The sequence below is a fragment of the Pseudomonas anatoliensis genome, from assembly GCF_017976235.1.
Classification (GTDB): Bacteria; Pseudomonadota; Gammaproteobacteria; order Pseudomonadales; family Pseudomonadaceae; genus Aquipseudomonas; species Aquipseudomonas anatoliensis.
This window is the reverse complement of sequence record NZ_JACVHC010000003.1, coordinates 231,737-257,295: the sequence shown is the minus strand read 5'-3', so window position 1 is coordinate 257,295 and position 25,559 is coordinate 231,737. Positions and strand designations below refer to the sequence as shown.

Annotated in this window: 37 protein-coding genes and 1 pseudogene; 15 read left to right on the top strand and 23 right to left on the bottom strand. The window is 52.0% G+C overall.

The features are described 5' to 3' along the window. Window positions 1-264: 264 nt before the first annotated feature. Together ICA16_RS10660 and ICA16_RS10655 are read left to right on the top strand one after the other, a co-directional pair. The gene (locus ICA16_RS10660; RefSeq protein ID WP_210700593.1) at window positions 265-816 is read left to right on the top strand and encodes a hypothetical protein; all 552 of its coding nucleotides are present in this window, start codon (window positions 265-267) and stop codon (window positions 814-816) included. Window positions 817-960: 144 nt separating this feature from the next. Then, the gene (locus ICA16_RS10655) at window positions 961-1,311 is read left to right on the top strand and encodes a hypothetical protein (RefSeq protein WP_210700592.1); all 351 of its coding nucleotides are present in this window, start codon (window positions 961-963) and stop codon (window positions 1,309-1,311) included. A 75-nt stretch (window positions 1,312-1,386) separates the two neighbouring features. On the opposite strand, the gene ICA16_RS28175 is transcribed toward ICA16_RS10655, so the two are convergent. The 5 genes from ICA16_RS28175 to ICA16_RS10635 all read right to left on the bottom strand — a co-directional run bounded on the left by ICA16_RS28175 (window position 1,387) and on the right by ICA16_RS10635 (window position 4,658). Further along, window positions 1,387-1,602, bottom strand: a complete 216-nt coding sequence (locus ICA16_RS28175) for a hypothetical protein (RefSeq protein ID WP_228734167.1) — start codon at window positions 1,600-1,602, stop codon at window positions 1,387-1,389. A 475-nt stretch (window positions 1,603-2,077) separates the two neighbouring features. Then, entirely contained in the window at window positions 2,078-2,692 is a 615-nt protein-coding gene (locus ICA16_RS10650; protein ID WP_210700591.1) for a hypothetical protein, read from the bottom strand. A gap of 241 nt (window positions 2,693-2,933) precedes the next feature. Next, window positions 2,934-3,398: a 3'-5' exonuclease family protein gene (locus ICA16_RS10645; protein ID WP_210700590.1), complete on the bottom strand. Its 465-nt coding sequence runs from the start codon at window positions 3,396-3,398 to the stop codon at window positions 2,934-2,936. Window positions 3,399-3,481: 83 nt separating this feature from the next. Continuing rightward, window positions 3,482-3,883: a hypothetical protein gene (locus ICA16_RS10640; protein ID WP_210700589.1), complete on the bottom strand. Its 402-nt coding sequence runs from the start codon at window positions 3,881-3,883 to the stop codon at window positions 3,482-3,484. Window positions 3,884-4,103: 220 nt separating this feature from the next. Next, window positions 4,104-4,658: a hypothetical protein gene (locus ICA16_RS10635; RefSeq protein WP_215731823.1), complete on the bottom strand. Its 555-nt coding sequence runs from the start codon at window positions 4,656-4,658 to the stop codon at window positions 4,104-4,106. A 304-nt stretch (window positions 4,659-4,962) separates the two neighbouring features. On the opposite strand from ICA16_RS10635, the gene ICA16_RS10630 reads away from it, so the two are divergent. The 3 genes and pseudogenes from ICA16_RS10630 to ICA16_RS10620 all read left to right on the top strand — a co-directional run. Further along, on the top strand, window positions 4,963-5,430 hold the full coding sequence (locus ICA16_RS10630; RefSeq protein ID WP_210700587.1) for a transcriptional regulator: 468 nt from the start codon (window positions 4,963-4,965) through the stop codon (window positions 5,428-5,430). Window positions 5,431-5,576: 146 nt separating this feature from the next. After that, a complete protein-coding gene (locus ICA16_RS10625; protein ID WP_228734166.1) occupies window positions 5,577-6,167 on the top strand; it encodes a hypothetical protein in 591 nt (196 codons plus the stop codon). A 146-nt stretch (window positions 6,168-6,313) separates the two neighbouring features. Further along, window positions 6,314-6,922, top strand: a pseudogene (locus ICA16_RS10620) (histidine phosphatase family protein); the annotation flags it as partial. A gap of 671 nt (window positions 6,923-7,593) precedes the next feature. Here ICA16_RS10620 and ICA16_RS10615 read toward each other — a convergent pair. Continuing rightward, window positions 7,594-7,890: a hypothetical protein gene (locus ICA16_RS10615; protein WP_228734165.1), complete on the bottom strand. Its 297-nt coding sequence runs from the start codon at window positions 7,888-7,890 to the stop codon at window positions 7,594-7,596. A gap of 402 nt (window positions 7,891-8,292) precedes the next feature. Here ICA16_RS10615 and ICA16_RS10610 point away from each other — a divergent pair, with 402 nt between their 5' ends. The 6 genes from ICA16_RS10610 (at window position 8,293) to ICA16_RS10585 (ending at window position 11,277) form a co-directional block, all read left to right on the top strand. After that, window positions 8,293-8,502 carry a hypothetical protein gene (locus ICA16_RS10610; protein ID WP_210700586.1) on the top strand — a complete coding sequence of 70 codons (210 nt, stop codon included), beginning with the start codon at window positions 8,293-8,295 and terminating at the stop codon, window positions 8,500-8,502. Continuing rightward, entirely contained in the window at window positions 8,499-8,975 is a 477-nt protein-coding gene (locus ICA16_RS10605; RefSeq protein WP_210700585.1) for a hypothetical protein, read from the top strand. Before ICA16_RS10610 ends, ICA16_RS10605 begins: the two co-directional genes overlap by 4 nt. Window positions 8,976-9,035: 60 nt before the next feature. Then, window positions 9,036-9,575 (top strand): SH3 domain-containing protein, encoded by a 540-nt coding sequence (locus ICA16_RS10600; protein ID WP_210700584.1) that lies wholly within the window; start codon window positions 9,036-9,038, stop codon window positions 9,573-9,575. A 114-nt stretch (window positions 9,576-9,689) separates the two neighbouring features. Continuing rightward, complete coding sequence (locus tag ICA16_RS10595; RefSeq protein WP_093543617.1) at window positions 9,690-9,821, top strand: DUF2256 domain-containing protein; 132 nt, start codon at window positions 9,690-9,692, stop codon at window positions 9,819-9,821. Next, entirely contained in the window at window positions 9,758-9,973 is a 216-nt protein-coding gene (locus ICA16_RS10590; RefSeq protein WP_210700806.1) for a hypothetical protein, read from the top strand. The genes ICA16_RS10595 and ICA16_RS10590 overlap by 64 nt, the downstream gene beginning before the upstream one ends. Before the next feature lie 179 nt (window positions 9,974-10,152). After that, entirely contained in the window at window positions 10,153-11,277 is a 1,125-nt protein-coding gene (locus ICA16_RS10585; protein ID WP_210700583.1) for a sensor histidine kinase, read from the top strand. Window positions 11,278-11,527: 250 nt separating this feature from the next. Here the strand turns inward: ICA16_RS10585 and ICA16_RS10580 are convergent, their stop codons facing one another. Together ICA16_RS10580 and ICA16_RS10575 are read right to left on the bottom strand one after the other, a co-directional pair. Beyond that, on the bottom strand, window positions 11,528-11,785 hold the full coding sequence (locus tag ICA16_RS10580; protein WP_210700582.1) for a DUF1652 domain-containing protein: 258 nt from the start codon (window positions 11,783-11,785) through the stop codon (window positions 11,528-11,530). Window positions 11,786-11,874: 89 nt separating this feature from the next. Further along, window positions 11,875-12,108: a hypothetical protein gene (locus ICA16_RS10575; protein WP_210700581.1), complete on the bottom strand. Its 234-nt coding sequence runs from the start codon at window positions 12,106-12,108 to the stop codon at window positions 11,875-11,877. A gap of 309 nt (window positions 12,109-12,417) precedes the next feature. Between ICA16_RS10575 and ICA16_RS10570 the strand changes: the two genes are divergently transcribed. After that, window positions 12,418-13,194: an OBAP family protein gene (locus ICA16_RS10570; protein ID WP_210700580.1), complete on the top strand. Its 777-nt coding sequence runs from the start codon at window positions 12,418-12,420 to the stop codon at window positions 13,192-13,194. A 362-nt stretch (window positions 13,195-13,556) separates the two neighbouring features. Here ICA16_RS10570 and ICA16_RS10565 read toward each other — a convergent pair whose 3' ends face one another. The 4 genes from ICA16_RS10565 to ICA16_RS10550 form a co-directional block, all read right to left on the bottom strand. Continuing rightward, a complete protein-coding gene (locus ICA16_RS10565; protein WP_210700579.1) occupies window positions 13,557-13,799 on the bottom strand; it encodes a hypothetical protein in 243 nt (80 codons plus the stop codon). Window positions 13,800-14,450: 651 nt separating this feature from the next. Continuing rightward, on the bottom strand, window positions 14,451-14,675 hold the full coding sequence (locus ICA16_RS10560) for a DUF2188 domain-containing protein (protein ID WP_210700578.1): 225 nt from the start codon (window positions 14,673-14,675) through the stop codon (window positions 14,451-14,453). Between the two features lie 152 nt (window positions 14,676-14,827). Further along, window positions 14,828-15,658, bottom strand: a complete 831-nt coding sequence (locus ICA16_RS10555) for an alpha/beta fold hydrolase (RefSeq protein WP_210700577.1) — start codon at window positions 15,656-15,658, stop codon at window positions 14,828-14,830. Between the two features lie 45 nt (window positions 15,659-15,703). Further along, window positions 15,704-16,147 carry a DNA methylase gene (locus ICA16_RS10550; protein ID WP_210700576.1) on the bottom strand — a complete coding sequence of 148 codons (444 nt, stop codon included), beginning with the start codon at window positions 16,145-16,147 and terminating at the stop codon, window positions 15,704-15,706. A 371-nt stretch (window positions 16,148-16,518) separates the two neighbouring features. Between ICA16_RS10550 and ICA16_RS10545 the strand changes: the two genes are divergently transcribed. After that, window positions 16,519-16,770 carry a YgjV family protein gene (locus tag ICA16_RS10545; protein ID WP_210700575.1) on the top strand — a complete coding sequence of 84 codons (252 nt, stop codon included), beginning with the start codon at window positions 16,519-16,521 and terminating at the stop codon, window positions 16,768-16,770. Here ICA16_RS10545 and ICA16_RS10540 read toward each other — a convergent pair. After that, entirely contained in the window at window positions 16,767-16,979 is a 213-nt protein-coding gene (locus ICA16_RS10540) for a hypothetical protein (protein WP_414704741.1), read from the bottom strand. The two genes, ICA16_RS10545 and ICA16_RS10540, sit on opposite strands and share 4 nt — an antisense overlap. 61 nt (window positions 16,980-17,040) lie before the next feature. Beyond that, on the bottom strand, window positions 17,041-17,742 hold the full coding sequence (locus ICA16_RS10535) for a glycosyltransferase family 2 protein (protein ID WP_210700792.1): 702 nt from the start codon (window positions 17,740-17,742) through the stop codon (window positions 17,041-17,043). A 187-nt stretch (window positions 17,743-17,929) separates the two neighbouring features. On the opposite strand from ICA16_RS10535, the gene ICA16_RS10530 reads away from it, so the two are divergent. After that, entirely contained in the window at window positions 17,930-19,153 is a 1,224-nt protein-coding gene (locus ICA16_RS10530; protein WP_210700573.1) for a zinc-dependent alcohol dehydrogenase, read from the top strand. A 162-nt stretch (window positions 19,154-19,315) separates the two neighbouring features. On the opposite strand, the gene ICA16_RS10525 is transcribed toward ICA16_RS10530, so the two are convergent. The 9 genes from ICA16_RS10525 to ICA16_RS10485 all read right to left on the bottom strand — a co-directional run bounded on the left by ICA16_RS10525 (window position 19,316) and on the right by ICA16_RS10485 (window position 24,566). Beyond that, on the bottom strand, window positions 19,316-19,549 hold the full coding sequence (locus tag ICA16_RS10525) for a DUF2934 domain-containing protein (protein WP_210700572.1): 234 nt from the start codon (window positions 19,547-19,549) through the stop codon (window positions 19,316-19,318). Between the two features lie 138 nt (window positions 19,550-19,687). Continuing rightward, on the bottom strand, window positions 19,688-20,188 hold the full coding sequence (locus ICA16_RS10520; protein WP_210700571.1) for a YciE/YciF ferroxidase family protein: 501 nt from the start codon (window positions 20,186-20,188) through the stop codon (window positions 19,688-19,690). Between the two features lie 152 nt (window positions 20,189-20,340). Then, a complete protein-coding gene (locus ICA16_RS10515) occupies window positions 20,341-21,270 on the bottom strand; it encodes a ZIP family metal transporter (protein ID WP_210700570.1) in 930 nt (309 codons plus the stop codon). A 220-nt stretch (window positions 21,271-21,490) separates the two neighbouring features. Then, window positions 21,491-22,375 (bottom strand): manganese catalase family protein, encoded by an 885-nt coding sequence (locus ICA16_RS10510; protein WP_210700791.1) that lies wholly within the window; start codon window positions 22,373-22,375, stop codon window positions 21,491-21,493. Window positions 22,376-22,507: 132 nt separating this feature from the next. After that, window positions 22,508-22,735, bottom strand: coding sequence for a PLD nuclease N-terminal domain-containing protein (locus tag ICA16_RS10505; protein ID WP_210700569.1), 228 nt, complete (start codon window positions 22,733-22,735; stop codon window positions 22,508-22,510). A 90-nt stretch (window positions 22,736-22,825) separates the two neighbouring features. Further along, a complete protein-coding gene (locus ICA16_RS10500) occupies window positions 22,826-23,272 on the bottom strand; it encodes a DUF421 domain-containing protein (protein WP_210700568.1) in 447 nt (148 codons plus the stop codon). Window positions 23,273-23,279: 7 nt separating this feature from the next. Continuing rightward, on the bottom strand, window positions 23,280-23,798 hold the full coding sequence (locus ICA16_RS10495; RefSeq protein WP_210700567.1) for a hypothetical protein: 519 nt from the start codon (window positions 23,796-23,798) through the stop codon (window positions 23,280-23,282). After that, the gene (locus ICA16_RS10490; RefSeq protein ID WP_210700566.1) at window positions 23,798-24,304 is read right to left on the bottom strand and encodes a CinA family protein; all 507 of its coding nucleotides are present in this window, start codon (window positions 24,302-24,304) and stop codon (window positions 23,798-23,800) included. Before ICA16_RS10490 ends, ICA16_RS10495 begins: the two co-directional genes overlap by 1 nt. Before the next feature lie 13 nt (window positions 24,305-24,317). Continuing rightward, complete coding sequence (locus ICA16_RS10485; protein WP_210700565.1) at window positions 24,318-24,566, bottom strand: hypothetical protein; 249 nt, start codon at window positions 24,564-24,566, stop codon at window positions 24,318-24,320. 431 nt (window positions 24,567-24,997) lie between these two features. Here ICA16_RS10485 and ICA16_RS10480 point away from each other — a divergent pair, with 431 nt between their 5' ends. Next, entirely contained in the window at window positions 24,998-25,447 is a 450-nt protein-coding gene (locus ICA16_RS10480) for a low affinity iron permease family protein (protein WP_228734164.1), read from the top strand. The last annotated feature ends 112 nt before the right edge of the window (window positions 25,448-25,559 follow it).

Below are 25,559 nucleotides of genomic sequence, written 5' to 3'. Positions count from 1 at the left end.
TTAGTGGCATAGACCAGTGAGCGTCGGAGACGCGAGCTTATTTTTCCTATGACGGAGGAGTTAGGATTGATAATTCAGGTTCACTGCAGCTTTCCCGCGCGTGCGCTAATCGGTGGCGGGATCTGCCTGTGTTTCACATCGAACTGAGGTCTACAGCCACCGCGCACGCTTGGTCGTTATGAGACCCATTAATCCTTCATCCGCATTGAAGTGTTAGCCTTTGTGCTCACAACAGCTCATCCCATTGCTGCCTACGGATTATTGATGATCACTTTCCAACGACTCGCCGCCTGGCTATTCCCCGACCGCCGCCCCGAGCGTGAGAAAGCGCGTGAACGCGAGTTCATTCGGGCGGCGAACTCCTTGAAGACCCTCAAGGTGACACCGGAGGGCGGGATGTCCATCGATCCTGAAGAACTCCGAGATCAGGTAATCGCGGCCCGCGAGCAGTTGCAGCACCTTGTCCACCAACCAGGAAAGCCTAGCAGGCCATTCCAACCTGTGGCAGAGAACGAGGTGGGGCAGAAGGCTGGCCCCGCTGCTGAGGCCTTTGTAGAACTGCAGGACTGTATTGAGGTGGTGGCTTGGCGTCGGCTCCATAGTGGCGCTGCTGTGCGCTACGTGTGCCTTCAATCTACGAGTACCGGTTGTTTCGCTGTGGCGGCGGCCAGTCTCTTCTCCTGTGGTCAGGAGAGCCTTCCAGGTTGGGTTGACGGCAGTACCAGCAGGCAAATTGCGAATGCTCTACAGCTCGTTGAGCTCCAGTGGTACTCGACTCTGAGCGAGGCTATGGATGCATGGGATGCAGAGCTCTGATGTCCGTAAGGATGCCTTCCCTGAGTCTGACAAAACCAATGTCTTAATTCCCTCCTTGCGGGGGATAATGACCATGTGCCGTTAGCCACTGGTTGACTGCACATGCACTTGGGCAGAGCCCATCAATGACAAAGGGAGATTCCATTGATCAAGCAGTATGTAGCAGGAATGGTCGCGATGGTGATGTGTGGTGCAGTGGGGGCAGCGAGCAATGCGGATGAGGCGGCTGCACTGGCAAGCCTGAACGAGGTGCAGAAGCTGTACGAGAATCGTCCCCAAGGTACGCCCAATCAGGCGGGCACGCGGACTCTCTCGAAGAGGGATATCAATGACTGCGTGACTCAGATGACCGAAGCGAAGAACAAGCTCGAACTCGTGAAGAAGCAGTACGGCTCGACGAAAGCCTATCAGTCCATGCAGACACGTATGTTGACTGGTCAGGTTCGTGGTCGCCTAGGAACCTGCAAGCAGACCAAGGACACCTTGGGATATTGATGGCCCACCTCTTTTGAAACGCTGCCATGGGTTGGTATGGTCTGATGTCGAACGTTTCGTGGTAAGGGAGGGGCATCAAGATTTCTTGCACCATGGGCCCCAGGAGGGAGGATTTTCGATGATGTCTATGGATGTGCTCAGCTCGTACTGCATGCTCTCGAAAACCTGGTCTAAAGTCGGATGCGCTTTTGACTCCCTCAATGAGCTCACTAGCTGGAGCAGCTCCCGGCCTTGCGCCAAGGGCATTTGTACGTCGCAATAGACTGTATCGTCATCTTCTGTCATTCCCATCGGAAAATCCTCGCAGCATGGTCTTGGTCTTCTGCTCCATCGACCTGGCGTTGGGCCGTGCCCCTTCGGGGAGGGGCTGTCGTAGACCGAGCCTTGGCGCAAGCGCCTGCCTCTCGGCCCTTCGGGCTTCCATCCCGCACGCCTGCGCGCTCCGCTTGCGTGTTTCCGAGATCAGCTCCTCTCTGACAATGCCTGCAGCTCCCACATACTGATCTCTAACGAATCAAACATGAGGCCGCGACGGGCAAGTGTTTTGAGGTATAAACGCCCTGACTAGGGCAGGCCGTGGAGCGGACGTTTATCGGAGATGTGAACAGTTGGGAAGCGCTTCAGACCAGCCTCGCGGAAGGGTGAAGATTGATCCAGATTAAATCCGGGAAAGGATGATCGCTTTTGGGCTACAAGCTTACAGCCTGGAGCAGGTAAGTTGCTGGGGCTCATTCTAGGCCGAAACGGCACACTCTGACTCAAGCCGCTACCCGCGAGGATCAATTGGCTGGGTGGCTCTACGCGTCAACGCTTTACTTCTGACCTGTAAATATTCATTTTCCCTTTGCGTCCTTTCTTTTTTACTTCGCCGCTTAATATCGTTAAAAAGATCATCCCGATGCTTATTGAACTGCATCCTCTCCCGCAGCATCACTGAAGTCGATGAGGATGGCCACTTCAATAGCTCACCCTCATTGAAAAGATACCCGTTGTCTATGATGTCTAGGGGCCACAGATTTTCGACATAATGATCAATCGAACGACACGTGTATGCAAATTGGTAGGTCTTATATCCGAGGCAATTCGCGACAAGGTTATAAGCAAAGCTCAGCTTCATCGGGTTGCCAGAAGCCCTAACTAACTTTAGGAGTTTTTTTGCTTGGTATTTGATTTGTGCAATACTCATTCCTTTAGCCATACCAAGACAAACCAAAACATCAGCCAGTCTGTCCTCTCTTAGGACGTAATCATCCGCCGGCGCCCAGCTTGAAATATTATTTGCATTCAGAAACGCCTGGAGATGATCTCCCAAGTTTGCAATTACAACTCTCGCAGTCAGGGAAATGTCGACTTCCTGCGCCGGGTACACGGTGTAATTCATGCTAGCTAATGCTCGTTGGTCATTTCCTTTCAGTCATCATAATCAAAAAAAGCCAACTTGCAAGCATCTGAAAATACTAGCTGTCAATACATGCTTAATCTTTTATTTATATATTGACACTGCTCTTTGGAATGCTGGGGTCGCTCATTTACCGCAATCATAGGTTAGTGTTCAGTAGTCTCAAGGGTGCCGACCCTGAAGATGCAGGGAGGCCACATCCAAAGTTAAATGTGCTCATTGTTCAAGCTTCGAAAAAAGCACGGCATGCGTTCATCAAAGCAGTCGCGTCATGGAAAGCTCGGTGGTGCCTGGTTGTTGGCAGTAGGCGATAAATATCACTAGCCGCCTCCCGGCCCACTAACACCTCCAAAGGCTTCAACTCGAAGGTAGGTATCAGATCTGCTGCCTCGTAGAGGACATCTAGCCAAAACCCGTCTTGAGGTGAGTCGCTGCAAAGCATCTGCCCTGAAAACAGCTGATTCATTTGTTGCGCCACGGCGTTAGGGGTAACACCTTCCTGATGTAATTGATCTTGAGAGAGACCGTGCATGTCTTGCGCATCGAACGACCAGTGCGTCCAGTAGCGGGCCGGCTTTATCAACGAACGGTAGACGGTCTTATTCGACACGACGGCGACTTCGATAGGATAGCTATCCGGGGCTATCCCTGAGGCTTCGAAATCGATAAAAAAAGAAGGCCGTTCCACTGCAGCTCCTGTTTTGAGGGTGCGACTTTACCAAGCTACACCGACTGCTTGTGCTTGCGCCGCCATCGCTCGAACCAGCAGTTCTAGCTGTTAGCAGCCTTTGCAAGTCGATGGTCTTGCAAATGCTGCATCTCACGCTCCCATTCAACCAAAAAATTATCCCAGTCTGTGGCGTAGGGGCCGTCAGGAACTCTGGTCGACCCGATGCTTGCTTGGTGGAAACGCTCTCTCCAGGGTTGCGGAATAGTCTGCTCCAAAATGATGTCGATTCCGGAGTTATGACGCATTACCGAGACAGAATTACGAACCTCAACGAGCTCGAGTGGTTTATCGCTACAGAGTGTGTCGTTTCGCTCTTGGTCGTCGAGATCATCGAGAATGGCAAGGAGGTCGGATGCGTTGGGATCACCAGGGTGGAAGGTGGCAAGCGCCCACAGAACCCTTCGCCTAGTTCTTTCACGCTCGCAGAGTAAATCGCAGCTCATTTAAGCCTCCCTTTCACAAAGCTGGGCAGTGGTTATGGCGTGCCGCCTGCGGCGGAAGGCTGGCGAGAACTGAGCCACGGCTGCGCCGCGTCTCAGCCCGTTGGGCGCTCATCCTGCACACCTGCGCGCTCCGCTTGCCTGATACTCGCATGGAAAGGAAAGTCTGGCGCAGCGAGTCCGAAGCCGGGGCAGGTGTAACCGTCCCCTACGTACAGGATTATTATTTATGAAGCTTACTGAAGCGACTCGATAGCACTGCAGCTTCGGTAGTTTCCCAAGCTTCAGGATCAGACGTAGCGTTGAACATAACCAATGCCCTCCACAGGAAAAAAGCGGCAACCAAACTCGACTCAATTACTGCAAATACCGTAGTGGTATACATATAATCTGAATTTTCCCCGAAGAAAAACAACACTGGAAATATCGAGGCTATCCAGCCGGCGACGAAAGTTAAGCAAAATGCGATGGCCGCAGTGACCGTCAGGAAAAGCGGGACTTGATATCTATACTGGGTTGCAAATGATTTCTCGCCGTTCTGCTTCGCCAAGCCGTACAAGATGCCTGTGTTTTTTTCTTTGTCATTGTTTCTTTTAAACAGGCCATACAAAGTTACACTCTCGCCGACCTCCAACTCTTCATAAAGCTTGTTCGACACTTGCAAATTCGGGATAACTGCACCATCGATGCTGACTTTAGCTTTATGTCCCCCATTCATTCGACCAACAGATCGAACGTAGTCAACTTTTCCTGAAACTTTAACGCAATCGAACTTCATCACTCACTATCCCTGCCTTTGCTTTAAAAGTGGATCTGGTTCTTGCCAAGACGTCGTTCAGTGACTATTGCAGGCGGGCTTAAGCTGGCCATAAACGCCGGAATTGACGAGCACGTCGCCCATCGAGACGTCCCTGGCCGTGTCTTAGGTGCTTCTCTCATGACCAATCCATCATCAATCCAGACATCGCGCTGCCTTGATCAAACGACCGCCTGACAAACCATATGTCACGATAATATCACTATGGTCTGTTTATCGAAACACGCTTGCCGTGGCTCTATCCTCAGTTTTGAGGATCCGACTCATGCATCTGAAAGAAGCGCTGGCAGGAGCATTGCGTGGAGCTCGTGCTCATCAGGGGTTGAGTTACGAAGAGTTGGCGGGGGCAACGCACAGAACGTACGTGGGGAGGCTTGAGCAGGCCCGAGCGAACGCGACGTTGGAAAAACTGGACGAGATCGCTGACTATCTAGGCCTCGACCTTTTGACTATGGTCACTCTCGTCATTGCTGCGCAGGGTGACGAACTTCCATCCGAGGCTTTGCAACGTACTGCCCTGCGAATCAAGGAATTCGAGATGTCCGGAGGGTGGCAGTTGGTAGAGGAGCAATTCAGTGAAGGAAAGCTCATCAAGCGCTCCCAGGGAAAGCCTAAGCAGCCGCTTAATGCGGAATACATTCGAGCCTTGAAAGCGCGAGGTTTCGACAGGAAAACAATCGCGGAAAAGCTAGGGGTTGCGCGAAGCACTGTCCAAAAATATTGGAATACCTGATCCAAGCTGAATTGCATTCATGCACACCGGTATGGCCGAGCCACGGCTGAACAGTTACGTTAGGAAGGGTGAGGCTGAATCACTATCAAAATCTCTCGATGTCTGACACGGCGAGAGGCCCTACCCCAGGCCAGAAGGTAGCTCGCATGGACTACGCTGCAAGGTTTACTTTTTACGAGAAGATCTATTTCTATGAGCTAGAGCGTAAAGAAAAGCTCATTTCTAGGCTCAATCTTCCCCTTGCTATCCTAGGCGTACTGCTCTCATTTTTATCCTATATGCTGGGCAAAGCCCCCAGCTCTCAGGACGGTTTTGCAGGCGTTTCATTTTGGATTTTTTACCTATCTGCGGTCTTTTGCCTGCTTTGTGGAGCATATTATTTTCGCTCGTCATGGCAACTGCGCGACTTCGACAGAGGGCTTCCAACCTTGTCTGAGCTGGAAAGGTATCGGGCCGATGCGACGGCTCATTTTGCGGTTCACGGTGAAAATGACGATGACGCGGAAACCTACTTCAAGACGATCATTTTGAGCTACTACATTGAAGGTGCGACCGTTAACACGGTGAACAACGATAAGCGTGGTGCGAAACTCGTCTCGTTGTCAAATTACGTGACGCTCACGATGATTCTTTCGGTGTTGTCATTTATTCCGTTCTACACCCACCAGCAGGAGCTAACCCAGCATGAGCAATCAAAAACCGCCTCCGCCACCGCCCCCTCCAATGCGCTTCGTTAAAGATCACGGAAAAGACCTTCCGAAATCTCCACCGCCGCCGCCTCCGCCAAAAAAATGATTTACAGGGCACAGGCCATAAATCGCCTGCTGCCCTGAGCCAAACCTGGAGGAAAGGAATGTCCGAGTCCATGCGAGTCTCACAATTAGTGAAACACGTCAGGCTGATCCGCCATGGAGAAAGCGCGGCCAACGCAGGCGAACCCAGCCTTGATCACGCGAGCATCCCTCTTACCCCAAAGGGGGTCGAGCAAGCGCGCCAAGTGGCAGGGTCATTCGCTCAAGCCCCAGATCTGATCGTTGCCTCGCCGTTCTCCCGAGCGCAAGCAACTGCAATGCAGACAGTGGCTGCTTTCCCTTCAGTGCCGTTTGAAATATGGCCCATTCACGAGTTCACCTACCTTGAACCTGCACGGTGTATCAACACGACCGTTGCCCAGAGACGAGCTTGGGTGGAGGGATACTGGGCCAAGTCAGATCCAGCGTTCACGGATGGTGAAGGCGCCGAGTCATTTCTGGACTTGATATCTAGAGCTCAGTCTTTCTTAGCTAGACTTGCAGAGCATCCTGCCCAGTACATCGCCGTGTTTTCACATGGGCAACTCATCAATGCGGTGGCTTGGCTGATTGAGTACAGGCCACAGAAGATTGACGGTCAAGCTATGGCCGAATGGCGAGAGTACGAGATCACTAATCACGTGCCTCACTGCTCTGGTTACAAGCTTACCAAGCACCCAGATGATGCCGGCTGGAGAGTAAGTCCTGGGGAGTTGCGAATTGGCGTAACTCAACGCGTACCAGGCAGATCCTACCAAGCGTTTCGCGATCCCGAGCGCCTGCTGATTGAGGAGCGGGCTCACGCCCTATCGGATGCAGGCTACCCGCTCAAACTAGACGATGATCCGGCTATGTACGCTGAGCAAAGGCTGCTCGAGGCAAAAGAGGCTGCAGGTTTATTACCCTCGCACTCTCCTTGTAGAAAACTGTAGCGGAAGTGCAAGGGGAAGGGACGTTAGCAGGAGGTGTCACCTGGCTGGAGACACCTCCTCCACGTTCAACGACGAAAAACGCGATTATCAAGATCAACGCTGCAGCACCAATCGCGAGAGCGGCGACTGGTTTTTTCTTTAACGAACGTGGACGCTATTCAGTGTATTGGCATAGGTTTTAGTCAGCGACCATCTGCTTGATGTCCAGCACCTTCAGCCTCCATCTTCGAATCGCCAATCAGTTTCCCGACTGCGCTCTGTGCTTGCCGGCCAGCGTTTCTGCTACCTCTTCTACGTAAGGCCAGAACCTGAGTCCGAGTGCTCGGCGTTGAACGAAGAAGACCATAAATCATCGGCTAAAAATCGAGCCGTATCTGCAGCCTTGGTCTACCTAGACTGTCAGCTTCAAACCAAGGATCGCAAAGCTTTATTAACCTCACCTAGATAGAAGGCATGGAATCCCGCCCTGAGAGCATGCTTTGCAGCCGATCCTGATTAAGTTCTGCGCAAGCACTCTCTGCTTCAGCACGTGCCTGATAGAGGGTCTTCATACGCAGCTTCTCTTCATTGTCGTAAATGTTGAAACCTGTGGTAGCGGTTTTGCAGTAGAAACGGGCTCCGCTGCGCATCGATCCTGTTTCTGTTGGGATTGCGGGGACAACAACGAATCTCAAAATCATCTTCATATCCTCATCAGTCACCTCTTCACTATTAGCGGCTGTTTGCCACCATAGCAAGGGACAAGCTTCCGTTTCCGATGAGGAACGTGTCCTGCTACAGACTCTGGCTAGAGTAGTTTCAAATTTGAGAAATTAGATCTTAGCAATGTCAATGCTGGCTTCTTGGAGGGGAACCTACCGAATAACTTCGCTAAGCTTGCCCCAATTTTCGTACAGAGAGGCAGTCGAGTACCTATTACAATTTTTTCACATCCATCGGCGTACGGTGGAGCCAGCTCCTTATTAGATTCGCAGCCCGCTCTCCCCATCGCGGGCTTTTTTTTGCCTGCAATAAAGTTGCGATTGATCCGCCAATGCGGGCAGCGTCAACGACCAAGCTCAAGACTTGTGCAGCGAGCCGATACCACTCTGAATTTCACCTGTTGCTATGCTGTTGTTCCGAACATGGAGGTGAGCCAAATGCATGCTGAGTATTCGCTATCAGATGTACTGGAAAGGATGTACCAAAACCAGCTAGCCCTTGAAGCTGCCCTCATGGAGCTAACCCTCCAGGTGGAAGCACAAGGACATACGGAAGTTGGCGACAACGTTCGCGGCGCGCTTTACACAATCGGCGAGAACGCAGGCCACATAAAACAGGGCTTGGCCCGCCTCAAAAAGCTCCCATGACTCCGCCGCTCTTTGATTTTGATCTCAAACGCGTTTCCCGCACGCACTACATCACTGGCAAGGCTGCGATCAACTTTCCGCACGCTGGAAGCACTACAGGTGGGTGGCATTTCTTGTCGTACTTTGATCGAGAGGCTGGGGTTGCCAAGGTGTCGCTGGCGGGCATCCACTATCCTGACACCACCAGTTTTTTCAGCGACGAAGGCATCGTTGACGTCACTGAGCATATGGCGAGGCTTGGCTGGTCTGTAGAAGGTCGGCAGCTTTACATGGCGGATCACTATCGAGCCACCGCCGACATGATCGCGAAGTGGACACTGAGCGAGTCCGAGCACTGCAATGTTGTGATTAATGAGTGGTTCCCATCCCCATCAGAGAAACATCGCCTACTCGAGATACTGGACGCGGCAAAACCCAAGCTCTTCACGGTTGGCAGGCTGCACAAATTGGAGGTTTGGCTAAGCTCGCAGTAGCGACACTGCAGCACTATGGAAAACAGACGCCCTGGGGCGAGCTGAAAGAGGGCAACGGATATGCGTAAAAAATCTCAGTCATGGTTTATCCCGCTCCTCATTCTGTTCGCAGCCCTCTGGGCCATGGGGAAAAAAGACACCCCCCCGGCTACAGCACCGCTTAGCCAACAGACCACGCCGAACACGTTAGCTTCTGCTGCATTACCAGCGGCCCCGCCAGCACAAAACCCTCCAGTCGATCAGTTCGTAAACGCGGAGAAGCTGAACCTGCGGAACCAGCCGGGAGGGAAAGTCATCTCGACCCTGAAGCGCGGCGACAGGGTACAAGTATTCGAAAAGAAAAATGACTGGGTTCGCATCACCATGGACGGCCAGCCAGCCAAATGGCTATCGTCCAAAAGCCTTTGTGACGGAGCGAGCTGCTACGCAACTGCCAAGCCGGAACCAGTCCGTACAGCGCGACCGACGCCTCAGCAGATCCCTAGGCCGGCTTCAAGTTATGGATCATCTTGCCCTTGCTCTTCTGGAAGCGTCTGTATAGGGCCGAGGGGGGGTAGGTACTGCATCACTTCTGGAGGAAACAAACGCTACGGCGTTTGATTCCATGTCTATGACGGCACATGGGTATACGGCCTTCAACTACGTACCGCCGGTTACTTCTTGGCCCCGCAAGGTATCGGCTAAACCAGCGGTGCAGATCAGCTTGGGGCTGCTGTGAAAAAGAGTGAACTTCCCGTAAAAATCTGCCTTACCTGCGGCCTTCCCTTTACGTGGAGGAAGAAATGGGCACGCTGCTGGGAGGAGGTTCGCTACTGCTCGGAGCGCTGCCGGCGCAGCAAAAGCTGAACAAACAAAAATCCCTAAAGGGATCGATATTACCTAGGAAATCATTACGAGAGGTTCAAACCCATACTCTCAAATGGCAAATCATTCGTTATAAAGATCATAGCAAACCCGTCACGGCTTTTTGCCATTATTTCCCCCTGCGCTCCCGCTGAGTATTCTTCCGAAATGGAATGACGGGGAGCGCAGGTTCGTGCCGAGCAGCTTACAGGCTACGAAAGAGCTGCACCCCTAGCCGGCGTAATCGCCTCAAAGAAGACCCGCTGATCTGATTCAGTGTGCCAATGTTATCGAGCTGCTACGTTGGATTACAAAAGCTCCTCATAGGATGAATATGCGACTTTCAGATTTTATTCTCAAAAATCTTGAGCTTATTCTGCAAGCCTGGGAGCAATTTGCCAGATCCGTAGATACACCGATGCCGCCGATGGACTCGCGTGGATTGAGGGATCATGCAGAGTACATTCTGAGGAATGTAGCGAGTGATATGCGGAGGACGCATTCTCCGCTGCCACAGGGTGTCGAACCCCAAAAGCTGGAGGCCACTCCTGAGGATGTCTCCGCAGCCCAAGCTCACGCGCAGACTCGCCTTATGGCGGGTTTCACGCTTGATCAGATGGTCTCCGAATATCGCGCCCTCCGTTCGAGTGTACTTAGACTTTGGCTGGCTCGGGGGTACGCGGGTGAAGACCATCAAGTTGAGGACATGATTCAATTCAACGAAGCTGTAGATCAAGCGCTTGTAGAGGCAGTCACCGCCTATTGTATAGCGGCAGAGAAAACGCGAAAGACAGTCCTAGGTGTATTGGGCCACGATCTGCGCACTCCATTAGGCGCTGTGACACTGGGCGCCGATCTGCTGAGGCAGAGTGAAGAATTGGGTAGCCATGGGAAAAGATTAATTTCCCAGATTTCCCTCAGTGCCCAAAACGCCAACCAAATGGTGAATGACCTGCTCGACCTGGCACGCTGCAACCTTGGCACCGGCATCCCGGTACGACCGGAAAACGCTGATCTCGCGTCCATTTGTAAATCTGTCGTCGATGAACTCTCAATTGCCCATCCCAACGCAAAAATCCTTTTCAACAAGCCGGGCCCCCTAATGGGCCATTACGACCCCCAGCGCATCGCTCAAGCCTTCTCAAATCTCATTGGCAACGCCGTCCGCCACGGCGATTCACAGCAGCCTATCAATGTCTCATTGGGTGTTGAAAGCACCAGGACGTTTTTTAGCGTGCAAAATCATGGTGAACCGATTCCCTCCAGTGAGCTATCCACGCTTTTCGATCCAGAGGGTCGCTATTCCCGACATTCCAGTAATGATAAAGGAGTATCTTCAGGGCTCGGCTTGGGACTGTTTATCGCGACTCAGATTGTAGAAGGCCATGGAGGAACCATCGAGGTCGAATCGACGTTGGAGAAAGGAACGCTTTTCCGCGTCACATTGCCCCTTGGCTGATCGTCAATTTTCAGAATTATGCCCGACCAGGGGAATATATATATCTGCTTTGCTGTCCATCGATAGCTTTGGTCACAGCCCGGATTATGGACACCGTTAAGGGTTGATAATCAAGCAGGGGCGCCTCCAAGGGCGGTACACCATCGCGCCAGTGCATAGCCGCTGTGGAATCATAGGATGCCGTGAAGGCGCAGATCAGCGCTGCGAATTCAATCCTGCGCGACATACCGCTGCTACTTTACAATCTGAATTAGGCTCGCGTGTACGTTTTGCAGTGGGCGGTGCGCCTGATTCTGGCCTCCTCTTTCAACTCGGTCACCAAGGTTGCGATTGCACGGCTGTTGATCAGCTTGGTTGATTCTAAACCGACGACCGTAAGCTGTTCCATTTCTGTACTGGCGTCGAGCAACTGAACAGTCATGCGATTGTCCGCGAATATGGAGCAAATGCATTTAGCAGGCAGGAATGCTGTCTCAATAATGTGTCTTAATTCTAAGTGTGAAAGCATGTGAAATCCCTCAACATTAATCCTTACGCTCATAGCGATTTGAGATGAGGATAAAACTTATAAATCTAAATTCGTTTCGAAGGTTGTCCCTAAGCCGGCGACAAATCTCCGCGACTTAGATCTTCCACAGAACGCGTATAAGCCAACGTGGCCACCTGTATTAAAATTTTCCTCTCTTGCGTACCGATGATTCCCTTCTCTCGAAAATTGTCAGCTAAGCGCAGTAATTCGTCGTATTGATCCTGCGCACCCATTCGGGCTTCCGGGTTCACAAACAACTCATGCCACGTGGAAAAGGCCTGCACCTTCGGGTCGTCGTTCATGATCAAATCTCCACAGTGATATGAACAATGGATGCCCGTACGCATTGAGGGTTTCCCTTTACACGACGTGCGGTAGTCGATCTCCATATTGCTTCCCTTGAGGACTTATGGTGTCGAAGCTAGACCTACACCCGTCCCTTCTCTTTAAGATCAAGCAGGGCGAGGCTCACGCCAAAAGGGGCTGCAGTGACAATTGATTTGAACGCAAGCCCTTAAGCGCTTTCTATCTAGGTATATGGGCATCGGAAACCAAGGCAGTCGTCGTTTGTTATCGACGCCTGGAAGCTAAAGAGAAGGAAGATCTGCGCAATGATTAGAGGTAATAGCCAGCGAATATTTTTCACCGCTCTCAGACCATCTTTGATTCTGACCGGCCTCTGCTTGCTGACTGCGTGCGCCGTTAACACTACACCGTCCTATGTCGTTGCACCGGGTGAGGAAAAGACAGCCACTACGCGCGCACTGGATACCGGTGCCGCTCTACTCCAATCGCGCCCGCCCATCAATGAACTCAATGCCTACCTGGATGGTTTCCATTTTTACAGTGGCCATCCCGACGCTCAAATGGAGGCTCATCACTATTGCTCAATTCTCAATGAGCAGGTGATCCAGTGCGTGATCTATGATGGAAATCGCAAGGATGCGAAGCTCATGGGGGTGGAATACATCATCGATGAGCAGCTATTTTCTAAATTGCCGAACGCTGAAAGAGCGCTTTGGCACAGCCATGTTCATGAAGTGAAGTCGGGCCAACTGATTGCTCCCGGCATTCCGGACGTTGCAGAACATGCGCTTATGGAAAAGCTCATCCATACCTATGGCAAGACCTGGCATACGTGGCACACCGACCTCAACAAAGATCTACCGTTGGGCGTTCCGCAACTGATGATGGGGTTCACCTCTGATGGCCAGATCGACCAGCGACTGGTGACAGATCGGGACAGAAGATTTGGCGTCGATAGCACCCAGAAAAAGGAAGCTCGGGCCGACATCCCTGTACCTGCTATTGACCCAGGTGCTGATGCCTGGCGCAATGGAAAGGTCATTCAAATCGAAGATCCGACTGGCAATGAGCATCGGCACTGAATCATCAAGCTGGCTGGCTAGCCTTTGGATTTTTCGCGAGTCAGCACTGCAAGAAAAAACAGTCACAGGTTCCGTCTAGGGTGATAGATGGGGCTGCTCTCGCGCTGCGTCCGTGTACGTTCAACGAGATGGCCATGGCGACCACTGCCACGCGCTTACGGGATTTATAGCTAGCTGAGTGGTTGCCACCCTTGGAACAAAGATAGAGATTGCTCGCGATCCTTAATCTGGGAGAACCCAACATTCCAGGGTTAGGTAGGCCGCAGAAAATGGAGATTTGGCTAAGCTCGCAATAGGTTTATGAAGCTAGGTTGGTCAGGGAAGATCGTTATGGCATGTAATTTTGCCCCAATGACCATCCGCTAGAACTTCGGCGCATCGCCTGTGGCTTCCGCAATGGTGGCCAAAGCCTCCTCCATATCGGCGATGTTGTCTTGAAGCTTCTGAAAAACCAACAGGAAAGCGCCGTCCACATCCACGGTCTGGTGGCCACGAAGCGTACCTACTCTTTCATCCTCCATCTGCTGAAGAAGGTTGACGCTCTCTCGCAGAGCCAACAGCTGATCAAAGATGGCGCCGATTTGAGCTTGGCTTTGTGCACTCATTGATGCCACCCAAGCCTTGAATTGATCTCCCTTCGATAGGACGTATCGATCTGAGCCGGCACCCGCCTAATGTAGTCCCGCGCGTGCTCCAGGGCATCTGCACTCAAACCAGCTAGATATGAAACAGCGTCATCAACGGTTGGGATCAAACCTTCAATGTCTTCGAATCTGGGCGGTAGTGCAGTCCAAATGACTGCGTCCAATTGGTGAAAGAGTGCCCATTCGGCGATTACTCCCACTGGGGAGCTGCTGGTGGTAAAGACACCGATTCCATCCTCCCTGTCCTCTGGAATTTGCTCTCGGACACGCAAGGCCTCGCATGCCTCCTCAAGGTTTTTTACATTCAACACTGCCCAGAGAACGGTGCATGGATGCGCATTCGCGCAGATCGCGGTTGCGAGCTCTCCACCATCGCCGACCCGCGCAAATTCGATGGGCAAATCGGGCCCATCCAGAAACCATTTGCTTGCGAGCGGTAATACTCCAGGTTTCCAAATCAGAGATCCCCATCCTAGACATGCAATTACCATTGAAGAGTTCCTGTGGTGAGACATGCGCTGGCGGGAATGGAAAGCGAACTCCTGATAAAACTGACGTCCTTGATAAGGATCGAAAGTCTTCTCCACAGCCGCCCATTGTTTAGTATTCGACTCAGCCTTTTGTTTTCCTAGGGTCAGCGGCACGAGGAAAGGTACGTTCCTCTTGAATCGTCCCATCCTCTTTGTGGATTTTCAAAGAGGCTGTTTTACCTTGCAAAAACTCGCTGGCTATTTCAGTGATTTCCGCTTTCGTAGAGGCCGTTTTGGAGGCACGTTGCGAGCCCTCTTTGACAAGCTCCCAAGCGTTTTCTTTTTTCGTGATGTGGTAGTTATCCATGGATCACCTCGACATGATTAATCGACAACAGCTAGTAAGGTTGACCATCGTCGAACTGGAGAGTTTGAAAGGATTGGCGAAGAAACTAATGCTGCCTACGACTGCGTGTGCGCCCCCCCCCCACAACGACGTTAACGAGCGGATTAACTGACCTAGGTGCGCTCCAGGCTAGCCTTGGCGTTTCGGTTTGCGAACCTCGGTGCCATCTCTTCATCCTCATACCGCCGGCTAAGAAATTCACGGATCAAGACGGCAGTTCGGCTAGCGCTGGTCACCACAAAGAAGTGCCCCTCTCCCTTCAGAATGCGAAGTTCTGAACGTCGAATTGTGCGGCGCAGGATATGGGCGTTGTATGCCTGTATTAACGGATCGCGGTCGCCGGTAAGAACCAGCGTGCGTTGAGGAAGCCGGGACAACCGAAGCAGGCTTGTCCATCCGATCAAGGCTGCGAGCTGGAAATAGTAGGTTTGCGGATTAACAGAGAGCCTGCCTTTCATCACACCGAACCGCAGCAATGTGTGAATTGAATTGCGGGAGCTATCTTGCTCGCGCATTTTGGCGTTTTTACTCGTACGGAAAAAATCCATAACGTCAGCAGGCTTCATCAACAGCACTGGGCCGGGAGAGGTTGCCGCGAGGATCAGCCTGCGTACCATGCTAGGGTAACGAAGAGCGAATTCTTGAGCCAATGCACCTCCCCAACTCACCCCGAACACATCGACCTGGTCGATTCCCAATTGCTGGAGCATCTCTGCAATCACGTCGGCATGGCGTGGCAGGCGAATGGGCCAACGGGGCATTTGCGACTTGCCGACCCCTGGCACGTCCAGCGTGATGGTCATGAAGTTGTCCAGTTCATCGCGCAGCGAATCGAAGGTACGAATCAAGCCACCCAGACCATTGAGCAAAAGCAGCGGCGAGCCCTGACCGCAGATCGAAACGTTCAACTGCAAGCCCTGCGTGGTTAGCCTGTGGTTTGCCATGATTTCTCCATGCTGCACGCAACTGGGAGGCAGTGTAGATAAGAGTTAGCAGGAGGGTCTGAAGAGCAATGCAGCTGCTTCCCTCATAAAAATCTCAATGGTTTTCGGCCCAATCCCTTCAAATTCAGATAGCCGCTTTTCGAAGGCCTTACGATCTGCGCTTGCCGCGACGATGTTGCTGACCTTGCCGTGATATTCAGCATTCATCTTGTTAGCCAATGCCAATAACCGCGACGCGGTGGTCTCGTCGTAACGGACGTAGTGAGCCTCACCAAGCATCATGACCAACTGGCGGTGAGTGCAACTCGCCAATTTGTGCGGCGTATCTCGATGGTGTTTCACGACGATCACCTGGTACGCCTTGGCGGCAATCGGCCCCTGGATTCTTTTGCCCATCAGGAAACTGGCGATCAGCCATTTGAAGAAACCGGGTTCGTTCGCACTTTGAAGGTCAATTTGTAAGTCATGTGCGCTGATGATTTTGCTCACTTGATCAACCTTCAAATAATGTCAATGTAGACCCGGCGCTAGCGCGAATGATCCAACTGAGCGAGGCACCAATAAAGGAACCCTTCCTCTTGTGCGACGCCTAATATTTGACCCCCTACGATTTGAGATAGACGAAATGCATATTTCCGACACAATCCAAGTCATGGAAGTGCTATCAGCCAACGAAGCAAACCTAAAGCTTCACGAGGGCTGGTCATTGATATCTGTGGTCGTCACAACCCATCCCAATGGTCATCTTCATCCTTGCTACATTCTCGGCAAATCGAAAACTTCATCCAACCATCAAAAGCCCGATTGAATAGGGTGACATCGATATCGAATCTTTTCACTGAACTGTAACGGGGGATAAATTGGCTTATCTGGATTGGGTTCAATGGCCAGCAATGGTTGTTACCGTTCTCGCCGCATGGCTAATCGGATCGCAGCGGCCAAGACGGCGGATGATCGGATTTGTATGCTTCAGTGTGAGCAACGTTTTGTGGGTGATTTGGGGATTTTACGCAGGCGCGTATGCATTGATCGTATTACAGGTTTGTCTTTTCCTGATGAACCTTCGAGGGCTCAAGAAAAATTCGAAGGGTAAAGAAAAAGAGCACTCTTAGGTCTGGCGTTGACCATCGAAATTCTTCTTGAAGCCACGCGCATTCATCCCCAAAAGGATGCACTCGAGAAGTATCAGGGCATAGGCATCAGCGTGAAGCCCCCAGATCACCCAAAGCGCATTACTGGTGATAAATCCCCAAAAGGCGATCATGCGACGGTACGCTCGTTGCGACCCGATGAACCAGGCTGAGGCTACCGTCACTACCATGGCTGGCCATTGCAGGTAATCGATGTACTCCAACTTGTTCCCTCCTGCAGACGGCGCTTTTTTAAAGAGAGACGCCGGCGCTAAGCTGTGGATCAAGTGCAGGCAATCCCAGTGAGGCACCCAGATTGACCAGATACTCTCCAAACCCTCCACGACATTTGTAATCCTTGCGGGCGCTGGTGATGACCGGATTCGTTGCTGTCCAAACGATATGAGCACCGATCCTCTTAAGGTCAGCGACCAAATGGACATCTTCGTGTGCAGTGAGATGCTGGAACCCACCTGCGTTCCGATAGGCATCGGCACTCAAGCCAAGGTTAGCTCCGTGGATGTGCCGGTGATTCTCGATGAACTGGTAAAGCTCCATGTACTTTGAGCGAACCAGGTCTCCATGGATATTCCAGCTATCCACCTCGACTGTTCCACAAACTGCATCAGCTTTGAACCCAATCTGACGCGCCAGCCAATCATGTGGGACTACGGTGTCAGCATCGGTGAAGGCAAGCCACTTCGCGCCAGCGGCCAGAAGATGATCTGCACCGGTTGCTCTCGCCTTGCCCACGTTCTGGAAAGAAACCTCGATCCCGCTGACACCGTGTGCTGCAACGATCTGTCCGGTCTGATCAGAGCAATCATCTAAAACGACGACTACGGAGACTGGCTGGCCTGCCAATGCAGGATGTGCAGCGGCGGACAGAACAGATGTTAGACACGCAGAGATGTGATGCTCTTCATTGTGGGCAGGTATGACAACACCGATCATTAACGTCACCTCCGACTACCTGAGTTACCGACTCCTGCAGTCGACCCACTTCCGCTCCATTAGGTTTAAAAAATTACGAACGTACCAACATAGGCGACCGCTAGTCATTTGCGTCGATATCACTGTGAACTTACTTTCCTCGATCCTCCTCTCCCACTTACCATCCAGCTAAAGTAGGTAAGACGTTATGAGAGCACTCACCTATCACGGCGCGCATAGCGTCAAAGTCGACACGGTTCCCGATCCGGTTATCGAGGAAAGTGATGACATCATTCTTCGAGTTACCGCGACGGCGATATGCGGATCTGACCTCCATCTCTATCGAGGAAAGATTCCAACTGTCGAGCATGGCGATATCTTCGGGCATGAGTTCATGGGGATCGTCGAAGAGGCAGGCTCAGCGGTCACCGCCGTACAACCAGGCGACCGCGTGGTAATTCCCTTTGTAATCGCCTGCGGCAGCTGTTTCTTCTGCGCGATGGATCTGTTTGCGGCCTGCGAAACAACAAATACGGGGCGCGGAGCGATCATAAATAAAAAGGCGATACCACCAGGAGCCGCGCTGTTCGGCTTCAGTCATATGTATGGCGGTGTGGCTGGCGGGCAAGCCGAATACGTGCGCGTACCGAAAGCCAACACCGGGCCGTTCAAAGTGCCGGGGACGCTGTCGGATGAAAAGGTTCTTTTCCTTTCAGACATCCTTCCAACTGCTTATCAGGCTGTAACGAACGCAGGGATTGGTAACGGCTCAAGCATCGCCATCTACGGTGCAGGCCCCGTCGGATTGTTGAGCGCGGCGTGTGCAAGGATGCTCGGTGCCGACCAAATTTTTATGGTCGATCACCATCCTTACCGCTTGGCTTACGCGCAGAAAACATATGGTGTAATTCCGATCAACTTCGATGAGGACGACGATCCTGCAGATACGATCATTCGGCAAACCAAAGGAATGCGGGGAGTTGATGGCGTGGTGGATGCGGTTGGGTTTGAAGCAAAAGGTAGTACGACGGAAACCATTCTCGCGACACTCAAGCTTGAGGGAAGCAGCGGTAAAGCTTTACGTCAGTGTATCGCTGCAGTCAGACGCGGAGGCGTTGTGAGCGTACCAGGCGTCTATTCTGGGTTCATCCATGGCTTCCTGTTCGGAGACGCATTTGACAAGGGGCTGACCTTCAAAATGGGTCAGACTCATGTGCATCGCTTCCTACCTGAGCTCCTCGACCATATCGAAACAGGTCGTCTTTCACCGGAAGTCATCATCAGCCATCGCATGTCACTGGAACAGGCCGCCGAGGGATATAAAATTTTCGATAAAAAAGAGGAGGATTGCCGAAAGGTGATTCTGACTCCCGGATCTAATCATGTATCTAAACCGGAGACCGACGATAGCGTAAGTGTTCTGACTACCTAGACCGAAATTACGTATCAAGGACGAAACTCTGGATTTTATCGAGGGTTCTCGTCCTTTCCGTTTATGGTTAGTTTCAAAAATGGCCGTAGCCCGCACCCGCTTAATCCACACCATGATTTACATGACATCGAATGGTTTGTATCAGTTTGGTTGAGCCTGTCCTCACGCCGACTCTCGCTTCCTAGAACGTAAGTTTACTTGATTCTCGGACTTGGTTTTTTCACTAAAAAATTCATTATTTCCTTTGCATCCATCTTCTTCGAAGGGAGTTCGCCTGAGCACTGTTTCGAGCTGCTCTCGGGCAAGAAACCAATAAAAAAGATCAGCATCCTCTGGGCAAGCATCTTTTACCCAGAGTGCGTACGCCCTTTCGCGAATTAACGATTCATCAATCATCGTTTCCTCCTGCTTGGCAGTTCTGGAGTTCATTAGCAAAATTCAGCACCATGGCTCTGCGGTTGATAAAAATTTCCCTATCCAGGCTGGTCGACGCAACCTCACCTTTTCGTCGACCAGCACGTTTGCTGATACCCTTTATTTAGATTCCATGGTCGCTGCTTGATTACCACCTTGTTCGGCAATCTTGGACAGCTTCTCGTCCGCACCTTTTTCTTCAGCAAGTGTTGCTGCTAATAAAGCAGCCGCGTCGTCGAGCTTTAGATGCTTTGCCATTGCTATGAGGGTGCCGTAGGCAGCAATTTCATAGTGCTCCACCTTTTGAGCCGCACCGATTAGTGCGGCGTCGAGTACGGCGCCTTTGTCGATTTCTTCCAGCAGCTCTTTCGACTCTTCGACGAGCCCCTCCATGGCCACGCACTTCATGCGCTTCAGCTTGATACCGGTCAGCTCGACCAGTTGATCGATGCGCTCAATCTGGCCTTGGGTTTCTTCCAAGTGTGAGGTAAAGGCATCAGCCAACAATGGATTGGTCGCCGCTTTCGCCAAGCGCGGCAAGGCTTTGGTGATCTGCTTTTCCGCACTGTAAACATCAGAGAGTTCATGGATAAACAAGTCTTCGACAGTTTTTCTAGCCATTTCTAAACTTCCTTCTGGTCAGCATTAACGGCGCCTGGTAAGCGTCCGCGTTGGATCAACATGCATGCAAAATTTGCCGTGCATAAAAACTGACCAGCCTGATTTAAAAGGTGTTCCGAAAATTTTCAAGGTTACGGATAAAAGGCTTGTCGCTAACCCAAAGCGGTATCGAGGAACATCATCACGCCAAATCCGAGCATCAGTCCTAAGGTCGCCGGGGTCTCATGACCATTGCGATGAGTCTCCGGAATGACCTCATGAGACACCACAAAAATCATGGCTCCCGCTGCCAAGCCGAGGGCTATGGGATAGCCCAATGCGAAGCTGCTGGAAATGCCCAATCCGACGATGGCGCCAATAGGTTCCATCAACCCCGAGCCCACCGCGATAAGCGCCGCGCGGAGCGCAGAGATGCCTGTTACGCGTAATGCCAAGGCAACTGCCAGACCTTCGGGAATGTCTTGAATGGCAATGGCAGTGGTCAGTGGCAGTCCGACCTTCATATCGCCGTTGGCGAAGCTCACTCCAATGGCCATGCCTTCCGGTAGGTTATGCAGGGTGATTGCCAGCACGAACAACCAAACACGATTGATACGCTGGGCGTCCGGCCCCCGGCGTCCGCTTTTCTCGTGTTCGTGAGGGACGAAACGATCAAGGCCAACCATCAGCGCTACGCCCAATCCCAATCCCGCCACAACTACACATGCTGCGAGTAGCTGGTTTCCGCAGAGAGCTTGAGCTGCTTCGATCCCTGGGAGAATGAGCGAGAATGAACTGGCGGCCAGCATCATGCCGGCGGCGAAGCCCAGCATTGTGTCTTGTGTGCGGGCGGCGATGTCTCGTAACGCAATCGCTATGACAGCTCCCATGGCCGTCGCCGCGAAACCTGACATGCCACCGAGAAAAGCAAAGTGCAGATTTTGTTTGTTAGCGCCGACAAAGGCGCCATACCCGCAGATGAGTAGGAAAAATGTTACACAAATTAAGATTGACCAGAAGGCGCGCCCGCCCCATCCAGTTCCTGAGAATCGGGTGAACCAGGAGCGAGGCGGTGCGCCTGATGAGGTCAACGGCTCGGGCATGCTACCTCCTATTTCTTCGAGTCGTACTTTTCAGTAGATACGGAAAGCGACAGCAGGAACTGCCTGGATACGCGTTGGGCGTCACGTTCAAAAGCGACGTAAGTGGAGTAGAACATCTCAGGAACGGTTAGATTTTGATGGGTAGTTTTTTTGATAACCATGGTGTGAATCCCTCCGAGTCACATGGAAAACCGCACGCCAGAGGGCGTGCGGTCACTTCTCAAGGTTGTGGTTCGCCTTGTGCCCCGGCCCCTAAATCTGCACCCGTGATCGGGTTGCTGTCTGGGTCGGACATTGTCCGGGCTTTCATATCCATCAGCAGCGCCTCGTCCTCAGCGCTCAATTGCACTGAGGCGGTGCCATCTCCACCATCCACTGCTGGCGTCGGATCTTCCACGAAGTTCCAATCGTCCCCTTCGTTCCAAGGGCCGCGAGTGCTGCCTTCGCCCTGTGACATGTTGAAGTAGACGTTGGTGAACTCCGGCATGCCCGGCAGTTTGCCCTGAGGGAAATTTGGTTGGATGGCGTGCAGTGCTTTTTCGAAAGACAACTGGTGGGCGATTTCACGCGTCATCAGAAATCCCAAGGCTTCTTTCACACCGGGATCGTCGGTGACATTCATCAAACGTTCGTAAACAATCTTCGCTCTCGACTCGGCGGCGATATTCGAGCGCATGTCTGCTGTGGGTTCGCCGATGGTATCGACGTAAGCTGCCGACCAAGGTACGCCAGCCGAGTTAGTCAAAGGAGCTCCTGCGCCATACAACAGACTCGTGATGTGAGAGTCGTTACCAGCTCCGTTGATGGCGCGGTATAGCTCGCCTTCCTCCTCGACACCTTCGGCCATTCGTCCCTTGGCGCCTTTGTTCAACATCACGATGATCGACCCGACGATCTCAAGGTGACTGAGCTCCTCGGTGGCGATATCCATAAGCAGATCTTTTCTGCCTGGATCATCTTCTGCCAAGGCTTGGGTGAAGTAGCGGGAAGCCGCTGCGAGCTCGCCCTGAGCTCCCCCAAACTGCTCTAGTAATAAATTAGCTAAGCCAGGATTTGGCTGGGCAACCCGCACGGTGTATTGAAGTCGTTTGTTATGTAGGAACATGACATTCTCCTCAGGCGAATAAGGGCTGCGGTTCACTCGGTGATAGACCGAATGCCAGCCCACAAACATCTGAATCAAGTGCGCCAGGGTTAATTTCAAAAACCTTCAGCGCGAACGACAAACGGATAGTGACTAACCTTTGCTGTGTTCTGGCGACGAGGGGCCTTCCTTGATCCCACGAGGCCCCGCAACACCCCAAACGATTAGACCAATGACTGGGAAGATGATGAGCCCGATAGCCCAACCGGCTTTGACTCCCACCGCCTTGTCGCTTCGAAACACGCTTACGATAGCCCACAGATCAACGAGTAAAATGATCACCGCGACGGCAATTGCAAAATAGCTGGTAGCTTCCGACATGGTTAAGCCCTCCTCAGATTGATAATGCTTAGGCCCCCCGAGTCCAGAGGTGTTCAAGTAATTCCACAAGTCCATATTGACTCACGCGATTCAGTCTTCTCGGGCAATGACGGAGATCTTGCCGTTGCGCTCTAGGATTGCGAACTTGATCTCTTCCAGCGTCTCAATGCCTTGGCTGGAACGTGCAGCCTCCATCACATCCGCTTCTAGCAAACGCGCACGACGCAGGCGTTCGTGGAGAAGTTTTCCGTTCTCGACGATTATGGTCGGCTCGCCATCAATCAGTCGTGAGATCCACCGCGAGCGCTGTTTGAGAAGGGACAAGCCAACATCGATGGCGACAAGTGTGACGATGACGATCACAGAATTAGTGAGCGAAAAATCATCGCCCAGTAGGGCTTGCTGAGTCGCCTCACCGATCATCAGTAACAGAATGAAATCGAACGTTGTCAGTTCCGCCAAGGAGCGCCGCCCAGCGATCTTGAAGAGCACCATGAGGGCCACATACATCGCACCAGCACGCAAAACCGAATCCATAAATCACCTAAGGGAAAATGAACTGCACAAGTTTTATGCCATTGGTGCCCGGTGAAGAGACTTGACTGCGGTAGAAGCCAAGGCCATCCCCTCGCAGAGTGATATATAGCGTCGCTTGACCATCAAGGTCGGTCTGTAGCCAGAGCCTGATGCCCTTTGAAGAACTTCTTGAGCGCAGAGGTTCGGGTTGTAGGGTTTCGATACTGAAGCCCTCCAATAGCTGACCCGCGAGCTCCAGCTCTGCCTGAGAATCTGGCGTCGAACGCAAAGTGATTTTCATCGAATTTGTCGAGCCATTGCGATGGAACATTTCATATTCCACTCTGACTTTACCGTCCTCACTGCGGACATCTCTTGAACTGAGCAGGCCTCTGGAAAAGACACCCATCAAGCCCATCAAAACGACTAAAACCAATACGTACCAGCCAACGCGCTCGAAACGCCAGACTTTCAATTGGTAGGTCATATCCTCGCGAATCGGATGTTCACGGCTTCTCAGGTCTGCGTTATCGGAGTCTTCGTTCATCAGGCTTCAGCCTTCTCGCCAGCGTGCGCACGACGATGAAAATGCGGTAGCCACTGCAACGCATATTCCGTCGCCTCTGCCTGCACCTGACAACGTCCTCCGAAGAACCTGTGTTCATGACTGAAGATATGGCAGTCATCATCCGCCTGAAACGCCCAAGCAAAACAGATTGTGCCTGCAGGGATGCCATCCACATCGTCCGGCCCCAGTATACCGGTAGTTGCGATTGCGACATTTGCGGTGCTATCTCGCAAGGCCCCCGTAGCCATTTCTCTAGCCACCTCGACGCTGGTGAGGTTGAAGGTTTCGATAGTTTGAGGGCTGACATGGAGTAGACGCTCTTTAGCTTGGGGCGAGTAAACGACGTACCCACATTCAATAAATTCACCACTACCCTCTACCTCGGATAACAGCGTGACGATCTTGCCCGCCGTACACGACTCCGCTGTTGTGATCACCAATGCGTGGTCACGCAGGTACTGGACAGTGTCGCTAGCAATGGACATGGCCTGAATAACCTCAGTGGTAATCGTCTCCAGCGACCGCACGCAAGTACGCCTTGTCTGCTTCCCTTCGCAGGTCGCGCCATTCATCCCAGTTCAGAATTCCCATGCGATCCATTTCATCCGTTTGGCGCAGCAGCTCGTCGTGATAGGCGTCTGGGCATTCACTCCGCAGTTCAAGATTTTCTAGGGCACGATGCCACGCATCCAAAGCGAGTAATTTGGTTTCTTGTGCAAATTTCAGCTGGTTCTTTAAAACGTTCATCTCGCTCACCCCTCGAACATTTTCCAGTTGAGCGACCGATTTCGAGTTAGGTTCAAAATGTCTGACGAAAAGTAAATGCCGGAGCGAAAAAGTAGGAGGAGGCGCCTAGCCCTGCGAGAAAGACCTGCGCTCGTAGACGTAGCGGCGGGTGACCTACCAGATCCTCACTGTTCACTGTTCACTGTTCACTGCTCACTGCTCACTGGTCTTCGTCAAGGTATCGCGTACAAAGACTTGTATGGTTTTAACCTTGTCGGCCCTTTGAGCCAAACGAGGTTACGGGGGGTGAAGAACTGCCGCCAACTTCTCCTGGTTTTCAGGTGATGACGCTGATTCACGTGATAGGAGAATCCGACGAAAGGTCATAATGTAATAAAGTATTTCAAGCGCATGGGTTGTCTATTTCATGATTTCAACGAGAGTTCGCAATCATGAAATTCGCACGTTTCTGCCAAGCGCTGTCCAACTGGGCAGGCAGCTCGAAAACCTTTTTACTGGCCATCGTTTTAATCGGAGTTTGGGCGCTCACGGGGCCGTACTTTCACTACAACGATACATGGCAGCTGATCATCAATACGTCGACTACCATCATCACCTTCCTGATGGTTTTTCTGATCCAGAACACGCAAAACCGTGACAATGACATTTTGCATCTCAAAATCGACGAGTTGATTCGAACCACTAAAGACGCACAAAATGCGACGTTGTGCTTGGAGAAGATGGGGTCAAAAGACCTTCGAAAGCTCCGGGATAAGTACAGCTCTCTTGGTGAAAATGATCAAGTCAATCTCGACACAGCCCGCACGAACGAGGTGCTTTCCGTTCAACCATCTCATCAAACCAAAGCGTCTGAATCCGATCCAGGAGGCCTGCAAAGGTGAAAGCCTCCTCCGTTAAATGCTGAGGTCATTGACGTCACATTGGACTGCCGAACATGAATGGTCATGAATTCCTCGCGGCGTTACGTAACTGCCGGATTACACAACGCTGCCG